Source organism: Rhodococcus sp. IEGM 1366 (assembly GCF_033142425.1).
Lineage (GTDB): Bacteria > Actinomycetota > Actinomycetes > Mycobacteriales > Mycobacteriaceae > Rhodococcus_F > Rhodococcus_F globerula.
The window spans coordinates 272,916-292,487 of sequence record NZ_JAWLRZ010000001.1 but is presented as its reverse complement, the minus strand read 5'-3'; the positions used below and the strand labels follow the sequence as shown (position 1 = coordinate 292,487).

General features: G+C 61.6%; 19 protein-coding genes. 11 read left to right on the top strand and 8 right to left on the bottom strand.

The window, feature by feature from the left end:
• Positions 1–13: 13 nt before the first annotated feature.
• From R4P64_RS01500 to R4P64_RS01485, 4 genes are all read left to right on the top strand, one after another.
• Entirely contained in the window at positions 14–997 is a 984-nt protein-coding gene (locus R4P64_RS01500) for an NADPH:quinone oxidoreductase family protein (protein WP_317818982.1), read from the top strand.
• A 25-nt stretch (positions 998–1,022) separates the two neighbouring features.
• Positions 1,023–2,222 carry an acetyl-CoA C-acyltransferase gene (locus R4P64_RS01495; RefSeq protein ID WP_317818981.1) on the top strand — a complete coding sequence of 400 codons (1,200 nt, stop codon included), beginning with the start codon at positions 1,023–1,025 and terminating at the stop codon, positions 2,220–2,222.
• Complete coding sequence (locus tag R4P64_RS01490) at positions 2,219–3,004, top strand: RhlG family 3-oxoacyl-ACP reductase (protein ID WP_317818980.1); 786 nt, start codon at positions 2,219–2,221, stop codon at positions 3,002–3,004. The genes R4P64_RS01495 and R4P64_RS01490 overlap by 4 nt, the downstream gene beginning before the upstream one ends.
• 169 nt (positions 3,005–3,173) lie before the next feature.
• Positions 3,174–4,373: a DUF4185 domain-containing protein gene (locus tag R4P64_RS01485; protein WP_317818978.1), complete on the top strand. Its 1,200-nt coding sequence runs from the start codon at positions 3,174–3,176 to the stop codon at positions 4,371–4,373.
• Positions 4,374–4,379: 6 nt separating this feature from the next.
• On the opposite strand, the gene R4P64_RS01480 is transcribed toward R4P64_RS01485, so the two are convergent.
• Positions 4,380–6,404: a YhgE/Pip domain-containing protein gene (locus R4P64_RS01480; RefSeq protein ID WP_317818976.1), complete on the bottom strand. Its 2,025-nt coding sequence runs from the start codon at positions 6,402–6,404 to the stop codon at positions 4,380–4,382.
• A 244-nt stretch (positions 6,405–6,648) separates the two neighbouring features.
• Here R4P64_RS01480 and R4P64_RS01475 point away from each other — a divergent pair, with 244 nt between their 5' ends.
• The 6 genes from R4P64_RS01475 to R4P64_RS01450 all read left to right on the top strand — a co-directional run bounded on the left by R4P64_RS01475 (position 6,649) and on the right by R4P64_RS01450 (position 12,679).
• Positions 6,649–7,293, top strand: coding sequence for a type 1 glutamine amidotransferase (locus R4P64_RS01475; RefSeq protein WP_317818974.1), 645 nt, complete (start codon positions 6,649–6,651; stop codon positions 7,291–7,293).
• Between the two features lie 67 nt (positions 7,294–7,360).
• On the top strand, positions 7,361–8,335 hold the full coding sequence (locus R4P64_RS01470) for a TIGR00341 family protein (RefSeq protein ID WP_092804499.1): 975 nt from the start codon (positions 7,361–7,363) through the stop codon (positions 8,333–8,335).
• Between the two features lie 54 nt (positions 8,336–8,389).
• Positions 8,390–9,550, top strand: a complete 1,161-nt coding sequence (locus R4P64_RS01465; protein ID WP_317818972.1) for a DUF4185 domain-containing protein — start codon at positions 8,390–8,392, stop codon at positions 9,548–9,550.
• Positions 9,551–9,573: 23 nt separating this feature from the next.
• A complete protein-coding gene (locus R4P64_RS01460; protein WP_317818970.1) occupies positions 9,574–10,839 on the top strand; it encodes a response regulator transcription factor family protein in 1,266 nt (421 codons plus the stop codon).
• 128 nt (positions 10,840–10,967) lie between these two features.
• A complete protein-coding gene (locus R4P64_RS01455; RefSeq protein ID WP_033233613.1) occupies positions 10,968–12,056 on the top strand; it encodes an S-(hydroxymethyl)mycothiol dehydrogenase in 1,089 nt (362 codons plus the stop codon).
• Entirely contained in the window at positions 12,053–12,679 is a 627-nt protein-coding gene (locus tag R4P64_RS01450) for an MBL fold metallo-hydrolase (RefSeq protein WP_092804491.1), read from the top strand. Before R4P64_RS01455 ends, R4P64_RS01450 begins: the two co-directional genes overlap by 4 nt.
• Positions 12,680–12,759: 80 nt before the next feature.
• On the opposite strand, the gene R4P64_RS01445 is transcribed toward R4P64_RS01450, so the two are convergent.
• The 7 genes from R4P64_RS01445 to R4P64_RS01415 are packed head-to-tail and all read right to left on the bottom strand — an operon-like array spanning position 12,760 to position 17,853.
• A complete protein-coding gene (locus R4P64_RS01445) occupies positions 12,760–13,446 on the bottom strand; it encodes a dienelactone hydrolase family protein (RefSeq protein ID WP_317818968.1) in 687 nt (228 codons plus the stop codon).
• Positions 13,447–13,467: 21 nt separating this feature from the next.
• A complete protein-coding gene (locus tag R4P64_RS01440) occupies positions 13,468–14,457 on the bottom strand; it encodes a DUF3445 domain-containing protein (protein ID WP_317818966.1) in 990 nt (329 codons plus the stop codon).
• A 29-nt stretch (positions 14,458–14,486) separates the two neighbouring features.
• Positions 14,487–14,951 (bottom strand): dimethylamine monooxygenase subunit DmmA family protein, encoded by a 465-nt coding sequence (locus R4P64_RS01435; protein ID WP_219110316.1) that lies wholly within the window; start codon positions 14,949–14,951, stop codon positions 14,487–14,489.
• Positions 14,948–15,955, bottom strand: coding sequence for a DUF3445 domain-containing protein (locus R4P64_RS01430; protein WP_317818965.1), 1,008 nt, complete (start codon positions 15,953–15,955; stop codon positions 14,948–14,950). The genes R4P64_RS01435 and R4P64_RS01430 overlap by 4 nt, the downstream gene beginning before the upstream one ends.
• The gene (locus tag R4P64_RS01425; RefSeq protein ID WP_317818964.1) at positions 15,952–16,941 is read right to left on the bottom strand and encodes a PDR/VanB family oxidoreductase; all 990 of its coding nucleotides are present in this window, start codon (positions 16,939–16,941) and stop codon (positions 15,952–15,954) included. Before R4P64_RS01425 ends, R4P64_RS01430 begins: the two co-directional genes overlap by 4 nt.
• Complete coding sequence (locus tag R4P64_RS01420; protein WP_317818963.1) at positions 16,941–17,456, bottom strand: dimethylamine monooxygenase subunit DmmA family protein; 516 nt, start codon at positions 17,454–17,456, stop codon at positions 16,941–16,943. Before R4P64_RS01420 ends, R4P64_RS01425 begins: the two co-directional genes overlap by 1 nt.
• 10 nt (positions 17,457–17,466) lie before the next feature.
• A complete protein-coding gene (locus R4P64_RS01415; RefSeq protein ID WP_045065424.1) occupies positions 17,467–17,853 on the bottom strand; it encodes a cupin domain-containing protein in 387 nt (128 codons plus the stop codon).
• Between the two features lie 318 nt (positions 17,854–18,171).
• Here R4P64_RS01415 and glnT point away from each other — a divergent pair, with 318 nt between their 5' ends.
• Positions 18,172–19,566, top strand: coding sequence for a type III glutamate--ammonia ligase (gene glnT / locus R4P64_RS01410; RefSeq protein WP_045065421.1), 1,395 nt, complete (start codon positions 18,172–18,174; stop codon positions 19,564–19,566).
• The last annotated feature ends 6 nt before the right edge of the window (positions 19,567–19,572 follow it).

Below are 19,572 nucleotides of genomic sequence, written 5' to 3'. Positions count from 1 at the left end.
TGGAGAAAACACTGTGAAGGCTTGGCGCGTCAATCAACTCGGTGAACCCCGCGATGTCCTCTCGTTGGAGGAGGTGCCGGAGCCCACAGCTGGTGCCACGGAAATGCTGGTGAAGGTGCTCGCAGCACCGGCGAACTTCCCCGACGTACTCATGTGCCGTGGTGAGTACCAGATCAAGCCGCCGCTGCCCTTCACTCCCGGTGTGGAATTGTGTGGTGAGGTTGTCTCCGTGGGTGATTCGGTCACGAAGTTTGCGGTAGGTGATCGCGTGATCGGCAATCCGAGCTTGCCGTCGGGTGGCTTTGCCGAACTCTCGGTGCTGGACCAGAACAACACCTTTCCGGCGCCATCGGCCCTGGACGACGCCGAAGCCTCCGCGCTGAGCATCGGCTATCAGACGGCGTGGTTCGCGCTGCACCGTCGCACACAACTGCTCGAAGGTGAGACCCTGCTGGTTCATGCCGCCGCAGGTGGCGTGGGCAGTGCCGCAGTGCAACTCGGCAAAGCTGCCGGTGCCAAGGTGATCGGTGTTGTCGGCGGACCGGAGAAGGCCGAGTACGCGCGCAAACTCGGGGCGGACCTCGTAGTGGACCGTCACAGTGAGGACTTTGTTGCCGCGGTGAAGGAGTTCACCGGCGGCAAGGGCGCCGACGTGGTCTTCGACCCGGTTGGCGGCGATGCGTACGCAAAGTCGACCAAGTGCATCGCGTTCGAAGGTCGGATCGTCATCATCGGATTTGCCGGTGGCACGATTCCGCAACCGGCTCTCAATCATGCTCTCATCAAGAACTATTCGATCATCGGTCTGCACTGGGGCCTCTACAAGGCGTACAACCAGCAGGCCATCGACGATTGCCACGTCGAGCTCACCAGGCTCGCCGACGCAGGCTTGGTCAAACCCCTGATCAGTGAGCGGTTGTCGTTGACGGACGTTGCCGACGGTATCGGTCGCCTCGGCGACGGCACCACGGTCGGCCGAGTCGTGTTCCAACCCTGAATCGCACAACACTGGAAAGGTCCTCATGAGACAAGCTGTCATCGTGTCCACCGCCCGCACTCCGATCGGCAAGGCGTACCGCGGCGCGTTCAACAACACACAGGCTCAAGAGCTTGCTGCACATGCTATTTCGAATGCCGTTGCGCGCGCCGGGCTCGAGGGCGGCGAAGTTGAGGATGTCATCCTCGGCGCAGCGTTGCAGCAGGGATCGACGGGTGGAAACGTCGCACGGCAAGCGGTGCTGCGGGCCGGGCTTCCGGACTCGGTGTCCGGAATGACGATCGACCGTCAGTGCTCGTCCGGACTGATGGCCATTGCGACGGCGGCAAAGCAGATCGTCGACGACGGTATGCAGATCGCGATCGGTGGTGGCGTCGAATCGATCTCGTTGGTCCAGAACGATCACATGAACAACTTCCGTGCGGCAGATCCGTGGCTGAAGGAGAACAAGCCGTCGATCTACATGCCGATGCTGCATACGGCCGAGATCGTGGCCGAACGCTACGGCGTCACGCGTGAGCAGCAGGACGAGTTTGCACTGGTGTCTCAGCAGCGCACTGCAGCAGCTCAGGAAGCAGGCCGTTTCGATCTCGAGATCGTGCCGCTGACGTCGGTCAAGCAGGTTCAGAACAAGGAGACCGGCGAGATCGGCACCGAGTCGGTCACACTCACTCGCGACGAAGGTAATCGTGCGTCCACCACGTTGGAGGGCCTCGCGAGCCTGCGTCCGGTGCTGGCCGACGGTACCGTCAGCGCGCATTCGTCCATCACCGCCGGAAATTCGTCACAACTGTCCGACGGCGCGTCGGCATCGGTGTTGATGGAGGCTGGTGAGGCGGAACGTCGCGGCCTGGCTCCTCTTGGCATCTACCGCGGAATGACTGTTGCCGGTTGCGCACCGGACGAGATGGGAATCGGTCCGGTATTCGCGATTCCGCGTCTGCTCGACCTGCACGGACTGAAGATCGACGACATCGATCTGTGGGAATTGAACGAGGCATTTGCTTCTCAGGCGCTGTACTGCCGCGACAAGCTCGGCATCGACCCCGACAAGTACAACGTCGACGGTGGCGGAATTTCCGTCGGACATCCGTACGGGATGACGGGTGCGCGGTTGGTCGGCCATGCTCTCCTGGAAGGGAAGCGCCGCGGCGCCAAGCTGGTTGTTGTCACCATGTGCATCGGCGGCGGCATGGGTGCTGCCGGGCTTTTCGAGGTCGCATGAGCTTGCTGGAGGGATTGTTCGACGTCAGTGGCAAGACTGTCGTCGTGACGGGTGGTTCGCGCGGAATCGGCTACATGATCGCTCGAGGATTTGTCGAAGGCGGTGCGACGGTAGTCATCTCGGCCCGTAAAGCGGAAGCGTGCGATGAAGCAGCGCGAGAGCTTTCCGAGTTCGGCACCTGCATCTCGCACCCGGCGGACTTGTCCACGGACGAGGGAATCGAGAGCCTCGCTGCGAAGGTCGCCGAGATTTCGCCGACACTCGACGTGCTGGTGAACAATGCCGGCGCAACGTGGGGCGCCCCCGTCGACGATTTCCCGGCGGCCGGCTTCGACAAGATCTTCGACATCAACGTCAAGGCGATCTTCCTGTTGACGCAGAAGTTGTTGCCACAGTTGCGTTCTGCGGCGACGGCAGACGATCCCGCCCGAGTGATCAACATCGGATCGATCGACGGTCTTGTGGTGTCAGGCTCGGAAAACTTCTCCTACGGAGCGAGTAAGGCCGCAGTGCACATGTTGACCCGCAAGTTGGCGGCGACGCTTGCCGGCGAACGGATCACGGTCAATGCCATTGCGCCTGGACCCTTTCCGTCGAAGATGATGGCCTTCTTGCTCGAGAACGAGGAGAGCGCGCAGGCGGTGGCGGATTCGGTTCCGCTGGGCCGGATCGGAACGCCACAGGATGCGGCGGGTCTTGCAATCTTCTTGTCCTCACGCGGCGGCGCCTACTTGACGGGGACGGTAATTCCCCTCGATGGTGGAACCAGCGGAGCGCGCTGATCGGTAGACGATACCGAACTGTCCGGGTTGGCCTGAAAGTCTGAAATACTAAGACTTTCAGGCAAACTCGCGTTTTGTCCGATTGTATTATCTGTTACTTCAATTGCTAGATTGTCGGGGGTTCGGGGGGATCGATGACAACACCAACAATCCCCGGCGTGGGGGAGTCATGTTTCGCACGGGAAGATCGTTGGGAGTGTTCACGGCAGGTGCTGCCGTTGCAAGTGCGGCCGTGACCATGGTGGCGCCGACGGCAGTCGCGGCGCCGGGATGTGCCGGGGTCAGTGGTGTCGGCAGTACTGGGGGACCAGGCAATGCTGTGCCGTGGCTCAACGGCAATACGGGAGGATTACCTGGTCTCTCCGGGCGAACCGCCGCGATCGAAAAGGTGACGGGGACATACAGTCCCAACAACACCGTTGAACGCTTCAACGTTCTGGGGACTGATCTGGGCATAATGTGGGACAACGGCGCCGGTCAGATTCTGACGGCTTTCGGCGATACCACCGGGCACAGTCGCAATCCTATTTGTGACGGTCTTGTCGGTGAGTGGCGAAGCAATGTCCTTTTCCGTAGCGCCGACCGCGTGCTCGCGGACGGAATGCGTTTCGACAGCGGGCCGATGGACGGTTCAGGTCAAGCACGCGAGATCATTGCTGCGATGAAGATTCCAGGCGTCGAAGCGTCCAGTATCCCCACCGGCGGCATTGCGGTGAACGGTGTGCAATATCTGAGCTACATGTCGGTGCGGAATTGGGGCGACGCCGGCCAATGGAGTACTAACTACTCACAGATCGCAACGTCGTCCGACAACGGCGAGACGTGGGCTACGCGCCCGGAAACGCTGCGCCCCAATATCGGTGGTGTTCTCCCCGTCGGGGTTGGCCCCGCCGCGGGCAATGAGAACTTTCAGATGAACTCGATGGTGAAAGACGGTGGGTTCGTCTACAACTACGGCACGCCTGCCGGACGGGCCGGCGAGGTTCGACTGTCTCGGGTTTCCGAGGGATCGATACTCGACCTCGCCTCGTACGAATACTGGAACGGAAATGGATGGATCCGCGCCGATCCCGCTGCGGCCGTCCCCGTCATGGATGGCCGTATCGGCGAGATCTCCGTTCAGTACAACGAGTTCCTCGGCAAGTTCGTGGCGATGTACACCGACGTGTTCAGTTCGATCGTGATGCGAACCGCGTCCAGTCCCGCTGGACCGTGGACCGCACCGGAGACGCTGGTCAATCTGGTCGAGGTTCCCGGTATCTACGCCGCATACATCCACCCGTGGTCCAACGGCTCGGATCTGTATTTCCTTGCCACCACCTGGGCCGACTACAACGTGATGCTGATGCGCACGACACTCGTTCGCTGACGCCGGTTAGGTCTGCGCCGGTTGCAGATAGACGATCTCCTCTGTGATCGGCGCGTCGTCAAACGGCGGCTCTTGTCGACGCCGCCACCAGATGGTGAACACGACGGCTCCGATCACCAGAGCTGCCAAGGCAGCGACGGCCAGCCAGAACCTCGGCCCGTAGTAGCCGACCAGGACCATGCGCATCGCGTTGCGCGCCCAGGTCAGTGGCATCAGGGCGTGCAACCACCGCAGCGGGGCAGGCATCTGTTCGATGGGATACACCGCGCCGAATGCAAAGATCTGAATCATCAAGGCGCTCAGTGCGATGAACGTTCCGTTGACGGCGCCGAATACAACGGTGAACAGGCGTCCGCAGGCAACTGCAGCTGCACCGACAAGGATCATCACGGAGACCATCGCCACCACGCTGGGTGGGTCCACATCCGCGACGGTCAGCGCAATCACGGACAGTATCAAAGCCGTGACGAGGGTGACGAGTGCCGGAATGCGGTAGCGGCGCAGACCTTCACGCAGCATCGAGCCATGCACTTGCTGTGAGCGTCCGCGACGTGGGCGAACTACGAACCAGGTGAGAATTCCGCAGAGGAACAGGGCCACCGACATCACTGCCGGCACAGCGCCAGGTCCGAATCCGGCCGCCGGGTAGTTGTTTCGAGCGTCAACTGCGACCGGTGCCGACAACAGGTTGGCGGTGGTGGCGCGTTCCTCGTCGGTGAACTGTGGTACCTGAGCGGCGCCGTCGGTGAGTCCCTGGGCCAGCTCGCCCGAGCCTGCATTCAGTTCACCCATGCCGACATTCAACTCGCCAAGACCGTCGCGGAGTTCGACACTGCCTGCTGCCAGTTGGCCGAGGCCGGACGACAGTTCGTTTGCTCCCGCATCAAGTTGGTGCGCACCATCGGACAGTTGCCCGAGGCCGGTGCTCAATTCGCCGGCACCGGCGGCAGCGGCGTTCAATCCGCCGCGATAGTCACTAGCCGGATCCGTGAGTTGGCGTGTGATTTCCCGGGCGCCGTCTCGTAGTTGGCTGAGTTGGCCCATCACATCGTCATCTGCAGGTTGTGCGGTGAGGGAGGCTCGTAACGTGGAGAGCGCGTCGACAAGTCCTGCGGACACGGGATCCCCTGCGAGCCGAAGCGAATTCGTCAACGTGTCGATCTGACCGACCACAGCACTTGCCGAGTCGGCGACATCAAGGATGGGCGTGGTCACCATGTCGACCACTTCACTGATCTGGCGTGCCCCGGCGCCCAGTTCGTCAGCGCCGCCGACCAATTGCTGCATTCCAGTCGCGAGTTCTCTAGACCCGGCTGCGGCTTCGTCTGTGCCCGCGGCGAGTTCGTCCGCTCCCGTCGCAAGTTCCTGTCCGCCCTGGTTCGCCTCGCCGAGACCGGCCGCGAGTTCCGTACTGCCGGCGTAGAGCTGGTTGGTGCCGGCCAGTGCGGCGGCGGAGCCGTCGGAAAGCTGTTGTGCACCAGCGGCTGCGTCTCCGAAGCCGGTTCCGAGTTCGCCGAGTCCCACCAGAACCTGGTCGATGGACTGCTCGCCGATGGATTCGGAGACGGCCGAACGTACCTGCGCGATGATGCTCTCACCCACGGGTCCTGCGACGAGGCTGTTGTAGTCGTTGTAGACCACCTGCAATTGGGCTTTCCGTCCTGAACCGGAAGCCGCACTTGCCACATCGGCGCTGAACGACTCGGGTATGACGACGGAGAAGTAGTACGTGCCGTCGTCGACGCCCGTCTGCGCTTCCTGAGCCGTGACGACCTTCCAGGCGACGTCGCCACTGTCGACCAGTGCGGCCACCACGTCGTCTCCCGCAACGATGTGGGTGCCGTCGAGATCGGTGCCCTTGTCGGCGTTGACGATGGCCACGGGCAGACGGTTCACAGTGTCGCCCGGGTCCCACAAAGCCCACATGTAGAAGGCGGCAATCGAGAGTGGCGCGATCACCAGTACCGCGAGGATCGTGCGAATGACGTGTGCACGCCGGGGCGAAGCGTCGTGAGCGGATGTGGACACCATGAACGGCTCGTTTCTCGTGAACCGGAGTGGACGGCGGGGCACTCCGAATGCGCTGGACATACGTCCAGCTCGGTCACACTACAAAGCAATCGAGTTCGGCGTGAGGTTTTCCGCATAATTGGTGCGCAGCCGACAAATCGGCGCTGGAACTCATCCGGGAGGAATGCGAGGAATAATCAGCGACATGCGATTCTTGGAACTTCGACACGCACAATGCGAGCCCCCGGCTGCGTACTCTCCGGTCTTGGACACGTATGGCGATGTGCAGACCGTCCTGTTGGGAACCGACCCGCTTCCCACACATGTCGAGTTCGACGCGGTGATCGTCATGGGTGGTCCGATGGGCGTCGGCGATCAAGACGACATCGAGTGGTTGGCTTCCGAGATCGCGTACATTCGTGCGCTCGTCGACGCAGATGTTCCGGTTTGGGGAGTGTGCCTCGGTTCGCAATTGTTGGCGGCAGCGCTTGGTGCTCGCGTGTACACGGGGGCAGTCCCGGAGGTGGGCGTCGAGGACATCACGTTGACCGAGGCCGGCACACTGGATCCTATCTGGGGGAGTCTGCCCGTCACTTTTCCTGCCATGCAATGGCATTCGGATACTTTCGAGATCCCGGAGGGTGGCGTGCATCTTGCAGGTTCTTCCAAGTACCCGAACCAGCTCTTCCGATACAAGGAGAGTTACGGCGTGCAGTTTCACCTCGAAGCGTCGTGTGAGGTGGCACGCGATTGGATGGAGTTGGACGAGTATCGCGAGTCGCTGCTGACTTCGCTGGGCGCCGACGGACCTCGGATCTTCATCGAGCAGTTGGCATCCGCGGAAACCGAAGGACTCGAGTTTGCCGCGACGGTCATGGACAGGTGGCTGAAGTCGATTTCGGCCAGGTAGGCCCGGAGCAGCCGCGCAAGGCTTACGGTGTGGAGAATGTCCGGGTTCTTGTCCGAAAGGATCGGCTATGCGCTCATTTCTGATTCCGGACAGCCAGCGTCGCAGCCTCGAAGAACTCGATGATCGGCTGGATCTCTCCACCGGAGACAAGGCGGCCAAACGTTCCGCGTTCTGGATAATGCTCGTTCTCTCCGGGATGATCGCGAGCGCCGGGGTTGTGGGTGACTCGACGGCCACTGTGATCGGGGCGATGATCGTCGCTCCGTTGTCCACGCCGATTCTGGGGATCGGCCTCGGCATCGTTACCGGTCGGGGCGCGCTCATTGCCCGCAGTGTTGTGTACGTCGCGGGTGGGCTCGTTGTTGTCGTTGCTCTCGGTTTTCTGTTTTCCCTTGTTCTGCTCAACCCGACGAGTGTGCTGTCCAACTCTCAGGTGACCGGACGAACCACCCCGACGTTGACGGATCTCGCGGCGGCCATCGCCACAGGGTTTGCCGGGTCGATCGCGATTACCCGGCGCGATGTCGGTGACGTGCTCCCCGGCGTGGCGATCGCGATTTCACTGGTTCCGCCCCTTGCCGTTGTGGGTGTGTGTCTCGGTTCGGGTGCACCGTCGCTTGCGTTGGGTGCGCTGATCCTGTTTGCGTCGAATGTCGTTGCCATGGTGATCACGGCGACGGTGGTGCTGGTGATCGCCGGTTATGCGCGCGAATCAGGGGCAGCTGCCGCGGGACATCGACGGGTCTACCTGGTGTTGGCGTCGGCCTTGGTTGTTGTTGCCATCCCGATGGTGGTGAATTCTCTGGCTTCGTTGTGGGCGAGCCAGATCCATGATGCCGCCGAAGAGTGGCTGGCCGGAGTTCCGGGCGTTCAAGTCGGGTCCGTCACGTGGCAGGCGCACACCGCGGTGATCGAAGTACTGGGACCGCAGGATCTGCCGCCTGTCGACGACCTCGAGCGTGCGGTCGACGCGTTGGTGCCCTGGGGTCCGCACATCGTGATACTTCACGCCGTCGGTGCCCGAGTAGAGGCCGCGGAATAGAAGCGAAGTTACGTTCGCCTCTCTTCGGGGCATCCTCCCCGCGAAAGGGGAGCGATGAGACAGTCATGGAAATTGCCGGTAGTCGCATTGGCCTGTGCCTTTGTGCCCGCCGGCGTTGTCACAACAACAGCCCAGGCCTCGCCGTGGGGTTGCAATATCTCGGCGATCTTCGACAAGTCAGGTGGGCCGACCAACCCGATTCCGTGGCTCAACGGAACCGACGGGAATCTCCCCGACATGCAAGGCCGCACGTCTGCGGTCGAATACATCACCGGAGCGCTCAGCCCCAATCAGACGGTCGAACGGTTCAATGTGCTCGGCACCGATCTCGGGATCATGTGGGACAACGGCGCAGGCCAGGTTCTGACGGTCTTCGGCGATACGGTCGGATTGAATTCGGACCCGACGTGCGGCGGCGTTGTGGGTGACTGGCGAAGCAACGTCCTCTTTCGCAGCGCCGACGGCATTCTCAGTGACGGCATGAATATCGACTCCTCACCGGTCGATCGCCCCAATCGCTCCCGCGAAATCATTGACAGCCTCAAAGTCACCGGAGTCGAAACCAGCAGCATTCCTACGACGGGTATCGCGGTGGGTGGCGTGCAGTACGTCAACTACATGTCGGTGCGGTCGTGGGGAGGATCAGGAGAATGGGTGACAAATTTCTCGCAGATCGCGTCCTCCCGGGACAACGGCGAAACGTGGCAGGTGGAACCGGCGTCGGCGCGTCCGAACCTGCCGTTGACCGGTAACGCCAACTTCCAGATGGGGTCCTTCGTCAAGGACGGTGGGTATGTCTACAACTTCGGGACACCGTCGGGCAGGTTCGGCGAAGCGCGACTTTCGCGCGTGAAGGAAGAGTCGATCATAGACGTCGCGGCGTACGAATACTGGGACGGAAAGGCTTGGGTGCCAAACAAACCCGATGTAGCGACGCCGGTTCTCGACGGCGACGTCAGCGAACTGTCGGTGCAGTACAACAACTATCTCGGAAAGTTCGTTGCGATGTACTCGAACGAATGGGGTGCTCTGGTGTTGCGCACCGCCGACCAACTGACCGGCCCGTGGAGTGCCCCCGACATCGTGATCGAACCGGGCGCCGTCCCTGGCCTCTACGGCGCGTATATGCATCCGTGGTCTCAGGGGCAGGATTTGTACTTCCTTGCTACGACGTGGTCGGACTACAACGTGATGTTGATGAAAACGACGCTGTAAAAGCGAGTGGCTATCGTTGAACGGTGAGCACCGCCGAACAATTCCCCACCCTCATCTCCGACCTGCGCGACGTACTGGTGGGTCCGCTGCCCGAGATCGGCCGCCGATTCTCGGCGTTGCTCACTGATCTGGTGCCGCACACCGCGCTCGTGATCTTCACACGTGAATGCACCGGCCGGCCACGCAAGGTGGCTGGAGATCCGGCAGTCGTCGATCGAGTCACCATCGCCGAACTTGATCGTATCCGTACCGATCTTGCTGTGGGACAGATCTTTCGGGGGCAACTGGCGGTTGCCGGCCGGGAGCGTGAAGTGGTTGCTGTTCTCGATCGGACAGACACGGTACTGGTCTTGATGCCGCGCTCGACGGCAACTTGGGCAACGGCGCTCGAGTTGACGGCAGCACTGTTCGGGGTGGTCGCGACCGGCATTCAACTGCAGGTCCGCAATGCCAGCCCGGCTTATTTGGCGGAGTCGCGGGCCGCGTCGTCGGAACGCGCGCGCACGGTTGCCGAGATGACCGAGGTTCACGCGGCGACGCTGGAGACCGTCCTGGCAACGTTGCGTTCGGATGATCTCGACGATACTCGGGCGCGAACAGCTGCCAGGGAGACCACGTCGTCGGCGTTGATCCGGTTGCGGTCCGCTGTCGACGTCCATCGGGAACTGGCGGAAGAGGCAATCACCACGGCTTTTGCGCGGATGCGCGGGGAGTTGCGATCACTGCTCAAACACCGCAACGTCGAGTTGGAACTGGTGGAACCGCCGGTCGAGGGGCGTGGACTTCCCGGTGAAGTTGCGCACGGCGCGCGGGCGGTGGTGCGAGGTGCGGTGCTTGCTCTTGCGGATCAACACACGCTGTCGCGGATTCGGGTCGAGTGGAGCCTCGACGGTTCCGCTCTGTTGATCGACATCCGCGACGACGGGCGAGGCGAAGCCGACGTTGCCGATCTGGAACGCCAATTGCGTTCGCGGGTAGAGACGTTGGGCGGAACAATAGATTCGGAGTCGACTACAGGTTGGGGCAGCCGGATCAGTGCCACCATTCCGCTCGACGTGGTTGCCGCGACGCCCGTCGACCACACGCTGTCCGATCTGGGTCCGCGAGAAATCGAGGTGCTCGAGCACCTGGTCGCGGGTCGTCGGAACAAGGCGATCTCCGAGCGTCTCGGTGTCAGTGAGAGCACCGTGAAATTTCACGTCGCGGGAGTTCTCAAGAAACTGGGCGTCGACAGCCGCGGTGCTGCCGCGGCTGTAGGCGCGGAAGCCGGCGTCAAACCAGCTCCCTAGCTCTTCGGATAGGTCGGTCAGTTATTTCGGCTAGGGTTCCAGCTCGGGTATTCGGGTTAACCTCGTAGTGCGTTCATATATTGCTATGTGACGACATGTCCGAAAACGCACAAGCCAGGAGCAGAGCCATGCCACAGCAGGTACGCGGCGTTATCGCCCGATCCAAGGGTGCCCCCGTCGAAATCGTTCCCATCACGATTCCCGATCCCGGTGCCAACGAGGTGGTTGTTGCCATCGCAGCGTGCGGCGTGTGCCACACCGACCTCACCTACCGCGACGGCGGCATCAACGACGAATACCCGTTCCTTCTCGGGCACGAGGCGTCGGGCATCGTCGAGAGCGTCGGCGCGGGAGTCACGCACGTCGAGGTCGGCGACTTCGTCGTTCTGAACTGGCGCGCCGTCTGCGGGCAGTGCCGTGCATGTAAGCGCGGACGCCCCCAGTACTGCTTCGACACCTTCAACGCCGAGCAGAAGATGACCCTCGAAGACGGAACCGAACTGACGCCGGCCCTCGGGATTGGCGCGTTTGCCGACAAGACCCTTGTCCACGAAGGCCAGTGCACCAAGGTCGATGCGTCGGCTGATCCAGCTGTTGTCGGTCTGCTCGGTTGCGGTGTCATGGCCGGTATGGGTGCCGCCATGAACACCGGCAACGTCGGCCGCGGCGACTCGGTGGCTGTCATCGGCTGCGGTGGTGTCGGCGACGCCGCCATCATGGGTTCGCGTCTGGCCGGCGCCAACACCATCATCGCCATCGACCGTGATCCGCGAAAGCTGGAGTGGGCCACAGAACTTGGTGCAACCCACACGATCAACGCCACCGAGGTCGACGACGTTGTCGAAGCTGTTCAGGAGCTGACCGGTGGTTTCGGCGCAGATGTCGTCGTTGACGCAGTTGGACGCCCGGAGACGTGGAAGCAGGCCTTCTACGCGCGTGACCTCGCGGGAACTGTAGTGCTGGTGGGTGTTCCGACGCCGGACATGACCCTCGAGATGCCGCTTGTCGACTTCTTCTCTCGCGGTGGCGCACTCAAGTCGTCGTGGTACGGAGACTGCCTGCCCGAGCGTGACTTCCCGGTCCTGGTCGATCTGTACCAGCAGGGGCGTCTGCCGCTCGAGAAGTTCGTCAGCGAGCGCATCAAGCTCGACGAGGTCGAGAAGGCCTTCGAGACGATGCACCGTGGCGAGGTCCTGCGCTCGGTGGTGGTCCTGTGACCTTGCGAGTCGATCGCGTCGTCACATCAGGTTCGTTCAGCCTCGACGGCGGAACGTGGGACGTGGACAACAACATCTGGCTGATCGGTGACGACAACGAGGTGGTTGTCGTGGACGCCGCGCACACCGCGCAGCCCATCATCGACGCCGTTGCCGGCCGCAAGGTTGTCGGAATCGTGTGTACGCACGGACACAACGATCACGTCACCGTTGCGCCGGAACTGTCCGAGAAGCTCGACGCTCCGATCTACCTGAATCCGGCTGACGACGTCCTCTGGGAGATGACACATCCAGGCGTCAAGCACCTGAGTTTGGAAGACGGGCAGCGAATCTCGGTGGCAGGCACCGATATTCTGGCCATGCACACGCCGGGCCATTCGCCGGGATCGACCTGCCTCTACCTGCCCGAGGCGGGGGAACTGTTCAGCGGCGACACCTTGTTCTCCGGTGGACCCGGTGCAACGGGGCGCTCGTACTCCGATTTCCCGACCATCATCGGATCGATCCGCGACAAGCTGTTTGCCCTACCTGCCGAGACCACGGTTCACACCGGTCACGGTGACGGCACCACAATCGGTACCGAGGCGCCGCACCTCGAGGAATGGATCCGCGCCGGATCCTGACTGCGGCAGAAACGGTCGGTGCGAGCACGACGTGTGTTCGCACCGACCTTCAGGGCGCGTTCCCTGACCGAAACTCAGCGTCACAGAGTCTCGGCGAAAAACTCCATAGTGCGTGACCAGGCGAGTGTTGCAGCGTCGGGGTTGTAGTGGTCGCCGGCGGTGTCGTTGTTGAACGCGTGGCCTGCGTCGGCATACCGGTACACCCGGGCGAGTTCGGAGGCGGCCTCGCGTAATTGTTCGACGCTCTCCGGCGGGATACCGGTGTCGAGGTCGCCGTAATGGCCGAGCCACGGAACCTTCAGTTGGGCAGCAAGTTCGGTCCCGGCAGCGATTCCTGACCATCGTGCTTCGGCAACCGCGCCGCCGTAGTAGGTGACCGCGGCATCGACAAGAGGAACAGTGGCGCACCACAGTGACGCGGTGCCACCCATGCAGAATCCGAGGGAGCCGACCTTGCCGGCTCCCTCGGACTTGCAGTACGCGACGGCGGCACGTACGTCGTGACCGATCCCCTCGCTGTTCAGCGCCATGAGAGAATTCTTGGCCGATGGAAAATCGGTGAAGAACGACTGTGATCCACGGTGGTAGAGGTGCGGAGCGACCGCAAGGTATCCGGCGTCGGCGAGGCGTAACAGGATGCTCTCGATATGAGCGTTGACGCCCCAGGCCTCCTGCAGCACGATCACCGCAGGTTTCTGCGTGGCAGGCGATTCGGGTCGGGCGATGCTCAGCGGTACGTCGTTCACCGTGCTCGAGAGGATGTCCATTCTCCGACTGTAAGCGAACGCTCAGCCCGTCGCAGCGAGCAACTCGGATTGTGCACGTAGCCACGCCATTGCTTCCATGCGGTAACCGTCGATACCTTTGTATTCGGCTATTTCCTGAGGTAGTTCGGTCACTATGGCCGCCAATTGCTCCGCCCATTGTGGGATTGCGGCGATGTCCGACAGCGGGGCCAGGTACGTGCGGATATTGAAGACCAGTGCTCCGGTCAAGGGAAGTCGGATCAGGTGTTCGAGTTCGATGCGGAGTTGGATTCGGCCCCAGTCTTTCTGGGAGATCAACTCCGGCATGTCGTGCATCCACTGTGGCATCGTTTCGAGGCTGGTGTCACGCAACCGGGAACCGACGGCGGAGAACGTCCAGTTCACCCGGCGATAGATCTGCTCTGTTGTCAGCATCCGCATGAAACTCTGGGCTCTGCCGGTTACGCCACCTGCGGTCAACCCAGGAACCGGTACGTGAATCTCGTCGAAACTCATTCCGATATCGAATTTCACGGACCAGTCGGCAGACGAGGTGACCAGTGCGGCGTCGAACCACAATTGGTCGTCGCGTTCGGTGAGCAGCAGAATATCGTCGGGTACCTGGCAACCGATGAATGTCAGTGGGTCTTCGGGAAGGGTGGACAGGTCGCCGAGTCTGAAGGTCTGTTCGATCCCCAGTAGCCGATTGGTCCAGCGATAGCGATTGCCTCTGCCTTCCAACGACATCGAAACCGGATAGGACGCGGCGAGTTGACGCATGAGAAACAGCATGACATCCCAGCACGCCGGCATCATGTGCGGCAGCATCTGTGCCCGGCCCGGATCCCGATCGAGGATGTCGCGTCGTAGCTGCATCATGTAGCGGTAGTCGTCGCCGAGATCAACGACGTGTTCACCCCACTCGCCCGCCAGGGTTGTCGTCAACCGCGGTGCCGGTTGAACGTTGACGCCGTAGCGAAAGGTTCGGTCTTCGTCGGGGAACGGCCACGGCAAGGTTTTCAGATCACTCACAACTGCACTCCTCGAGTGGAAAGGCGGTGTTACGCGGCGACGGAGCCGAGGTAGCTCCCGTGATGTGAATTTCTGTGTACCCGGATATCGAGTAGTAGTCGGCACGAAGGGCATTCGTGTGCCGAGCCGGGACGGGTCTCGACCCGATGGGTGTGTGCGCAATGTGGGCAGAAGAGCGAAATTGTTCCCGTGCTCGTGACGCTGGATCGCACTTCGCATGGCAGTGCGCCGCAGGCACGTATGGCGGCCAGTGCCTGCATCACGTCGTACTCTGGACCGGCAACGGCAATGCGGGCACCGGTGTGGCAACCTGCCACCGACTGCTCGATGCGCGAGAGATCGAGTTGATTCTGAACGTGAACAGTCACCGATCGCCCGGCGGCGATTGCCTCGGTTGCCCAGTCGATCACGGTGTTTCGACCGTCGGGACACCCGCCGAGTGAGATGAGGAGAAACTCACGCCCGGCACTGTCCAGTTCCGGGATTGCGGTCACGAGCCCACTCCTGCATGCGCGCGCAGCCAGTCCATTGCCGGTCCGCGGGTTTTGGTAATCCCTTTGTAGTCGGCCATGTCTTCCGGCAGGTCGTCGAGCACTGCGTGTAGACGCCGAGCCCAGACGGGAACCGATGCGATATCTCGCAGTGGCAGAAGGTAACTCCGGATGAGAAACATGATCGATCCGGAGGTTGCCAAGCGAATCAGGTGCTGTACCTCGACGCGGAGGAACAGTCGGTCGCCGACATCCTCGAGTGGTCCCTGTGCCAGGCTGGTTCGGTCGGGTCCCCACTGCGGATACGTCTCGGTGGAGGTGTCGAGTTTGCCGTCGACGGTCAAGGTCCAGTTGGTTCGGCGGTATCGCTCACCGGGTTCGAGGCGCATGAGAAAACTCTGGGCGCGGGAGACAACACCCTCAGCATGCACGCGAGGTACCGGGCCGTGGATCTGCAGAAAGCTCATACCGACGTCGAATCGCAATGACCAATCAGCTGCGAAGGTAACTACACCGGCGTCACCCCAGAGTTGTCCTTCTCGCTGATCGAGGAGGACGACATCTTCCTGAATCTGGTTGGTGGCAAACCGAAGTGGGTCGATCGGAAGCGTACCGAGATCGCCGACGACAAACCGTTGCTCGGTATCGAGCAATCCGTTTCGCCAGATCCAAGCCGCGCCGTCGCGTTCGAGACTCATGGAGTCCGGATAGCTCTCGGCGAGCATGCGCATGATCGAGATCATGGCGTCCCACTGCGCCGGCATCATGTGGGGCAGACTCTGATATCGACTGGCATCCGAAGTCAATATCCTTGTTCGCTCGGCCAATTCGTGATGGTAGTTCTCGTCGATCTCGATCGTGTGTTTGCCCCACTCGCCGGCGGCCGTTCTTGCAGGTGTCCCGGCAGGTTCGACGTTGGTGCTGTAGCGGTACGAGTCCTTGGCAAAAGGGAACGGGAAATTCGCAATTCGAGTGGGCACGTCGAGTAGTTCTGCCGATGCGTTCACAAGTTCAACTCCAATCGTGATCCCTCGGCCCGCGATACACAGGCCATCATCGATCTGCCACGGGATTTCTCCTCGTCGGTCAGATATAAATCGCGATGTGCAATGCTCCCGTCTGCCACCGGTATTCGGCACTCTCCGCATACTCCTTGACGGCAGAGATTGGGGATGGTGATGCCGTGTTGTTCGAGGGTCTCGAGGACACTTGTTCCGGAAGGTACGTCGAACTCTTGTCCGCTGCCGCGCAATGCGACGGTAAACGGTTGTCCGGGGTCCAGCTCCACGCCGCCGAAACGTTCGTAGTGAATGCGGGCACTCGGCCATCCCGCTGCTTTGGCGGCACCCTCGACGGCGTCGATCATCGCGCTGGGGCCGCACGTGTACAGGTGGGTGCCCAGTGGTTGTTTCAGCAGAGCCGGCCCCAGGTGGGCCCACAACTCCTGGCGTGAGGAGAAGACGTGCAGACGTGATCCGCACAGTTCGCGCAGTTCGGCCAGGTGCGCTGCGTCGGTTCCCCGCCACACGTACAGGACGGTGAAGGATCGACCCCATTGTGCGGCGGCCCGCGCGTGCGACAGTATCGGCGTCACACCGATTCCGCCGGCAACCAGCAAGTGATGCCGTGCCGTGAGTACCGGAGCGAACACACTGCGCGGGCGCGACGTGCGGATACTCGTGCCGATCTCCAAGTCGTGAATCCAGCGTGATCCACCTCTACCGCCTCGATCCAGCTGGACCGAAACGCAATAGTGATCCGGTTCGAGTTCCGGCCCGGTCATCGAATACGAATTGCGCCGCGGCATTCCCTGGGGTGTTGTACCGCAGTCGAGAACAAGGTGACTCCCGGGCGTGAAGGACGGAAGTGTTGAGCCGTCGGCGCTTTCGAGGCGGAGAGATCGGACACCGTCGCAGAGCATGGTGGCCTCTGTCAGCACCAAGGTCAACGACTTGGTGTCTGTGACGCCAGGTGCGTCCGTTGTTGCGGTCATCATTGCTCCTCGGCATCGGCCATGAACCCGAGATAGGCTCCGTACCTACGGGATACATGGTGGTAGACAAACAAGTCGGTACGGCATCGCGGACAGGGGCTGAGCGCTCCGACAGGTGTATCTGTTTGGTGAACGTGCCGGCAATGCACGCAGTAGACGCGACGTTGCGCGTCGCCTGTGACGTACGTCAGGATCTCTGCGGGTATGGCGCCGGCGGCGATTGCCACCGAACGTGCCTGTAGTACTTCGATTTCGGCGCCGATCACGATCAATCGCCAACCCACTCTCGCGGCAGCGAACTCCCGCTGCAACACCGCCGATGTCGCGGCGCTCCACTGCGGCCCGAGTTTCAGCCAGCTGACCCGGTGGCCGGAGTGTTCTCCGACCACCTGAGCAGCATCGGTGTGCGCGCGGTCGCCGAAGGAGACGACGGTGAAGTAGCGTCCGTCCGGATCGCTGAGAAGCCGTTCGGCGTCCCAGCGCGGAACGCTGGTCGACCGGGCACAGACACTCACGACGGTTGGCTTACGGTGCGAACGAGCGGTGGCCGACGTAGTAGGCCAGCGCGCGATCGGGGGTGGTGAACCTGATGCGCGAACCCTTGGGGAAGAAGATCGCATCTTTGGCCTTCGCGACACTCACTTGGCCGGTATCAAGGTTTTCGAGAACGAACTCGCCTTCGAGGACCACCTTCATTTCGTCGTATTCGTAGAGGTAGTCGAGTGGAGCGTCGGTCTGGATCAATTCGAAGTAGCCCGCGGACATCGCTGAACCGTCTGGATTGGAGTAGACGTCGTCGATGAATCCCTTGGTGCCGGGGTACTCGGATTCGGGCATCTGGGGGAGGTCTGCCCAGAAGTCTGCGGTGACGCGGAACTCTGCCGGTGTGGTGGACGTCGTAGAAATGCTCATCGGTGCTCCTGAGGGAATGGGATGGTTGAAAGAGCGTCCGATCGCAGGGATGTGATCGCTGACGTGAAACTTACTGTAATGAGAGGAAACTGATTTTCGGTTACGTGGCGGTAAACAAAATCTCCGTAATCTGTTTTGCTGCAACTTGATTAGAAATTCACCAGTGCCGACGGTGCCGTCATCACAACCTCACTTGGGCGTAACGAGATGGACATATCAACCTTGTTTCCTGTTAGATGACAGTGATTCACCCAGTGAAACCGGAATAGCCGACCACGTTGGGTGGAACTAGGGCCCTGCGTGAAACTAGGAGTCTCGATGGCGATCGACACCGCCGAACTGAATGAAACAGCGGCAGAGTTGCATGCAGTGCCCCAGGCAATCCCGGATGCAGTGACAGGTGAGCGCCCGATGGACCTGGCAACGCGAGCGCGGGCCGACGGAACACGATTCATCCTCGCGGTATTCGTCAATCTCGCCGGTAAACCGTGCGCGAAGTTGGTGCCGATCGAATCGGTGGAAGAACTGCAGACAGAGGGCGTCGGATTTGCGGGTTACGCAGCCGGCGCGATGGGGCAGGAGCCGAAGGATCCCGATCTCGTGGCGATCCCCGACCCAACCTCTTACACACCTATTCCATTTATCCGGCCCGGCCTTGCGCTGGTGCACTGCGATCCGCATGTCGAGGGTAAGCCTTGGCCTTACGCACCGAGAGTGATGCTGCGATCCGTGCTCGCGGAGGCCGCGGAGATGGGCTTGGACGTGAACGTAGGAGCGGAGATCGAGTACTTCCTCGTGGACAAGGACGAGAGCGGAGCCCTGCGCACCGCAGACACTCTCGATACCTCACGCCAACCGTGCTACGACGCCCGCGATGTCACCCGCATGTACGAGCACCTGACGTCGATTTCTACTGCCATGAACAAGCTGGGGTGGGGAAACTACGCCAACGACCACGAGGACGGAAACGGGCAGTTCGAACAGAATTTCAACTACTCGGATGCGATGACCACCGCCGACCGAGTGATCACGTTGCGCTACCTGATCTCCGTCCTTGCCGAAGAACGCGGTATGACTGCAACATTCATGCCGAAGCCCTTCGCCGACCGTACGGGGAGCGGCATGCATATGCATCTCTCGCTCTGGCGAGACGGAGAATCGGCATTCCCGGATTCGACGGACGAGCGAGGCCTCGGATTGTCGTCGACCGCATACTCCTTCATCGCCGGAATTCTCGACCATGCGTGTGCACTCCAAGGAGTGATTGCCCCGACGGTCAACTCGTACAAGAGAACCGGGGCCACCGCAACGACCAGTGGCGCAACGTGGTCACCGCGGCATGCGACGTACGGCGGCAACGATCGCACACACTATCTCCGGGTTCCCGATCGCAACCGCGTCGAACTGCGTGGTGGTGACGGCTCTGCCAACCCGTACCTTGCCGCCGCCGCGACGATCGCAGCCGGTCTGGACGGTATTCGGCGCGAACTGGACCCAGGCGAACCGGGAGGCGCATCGACGTCGGATTCGCTGCCGATGACGTTGCTGCACGCCATGGATGCCTTGGCCGCAGACCCCGTGGTGACCGGGGCGCTGAATTCTGCGGGCGCCGACGTGGCTGGGTACTTCACGACCCTCAAGCGTGAAGAGTTCTTCCAGTGGCACAACACGGTAACTCCCTGGGAAGTGGACAACTACCTCACCGCGTTCTGATTCTCG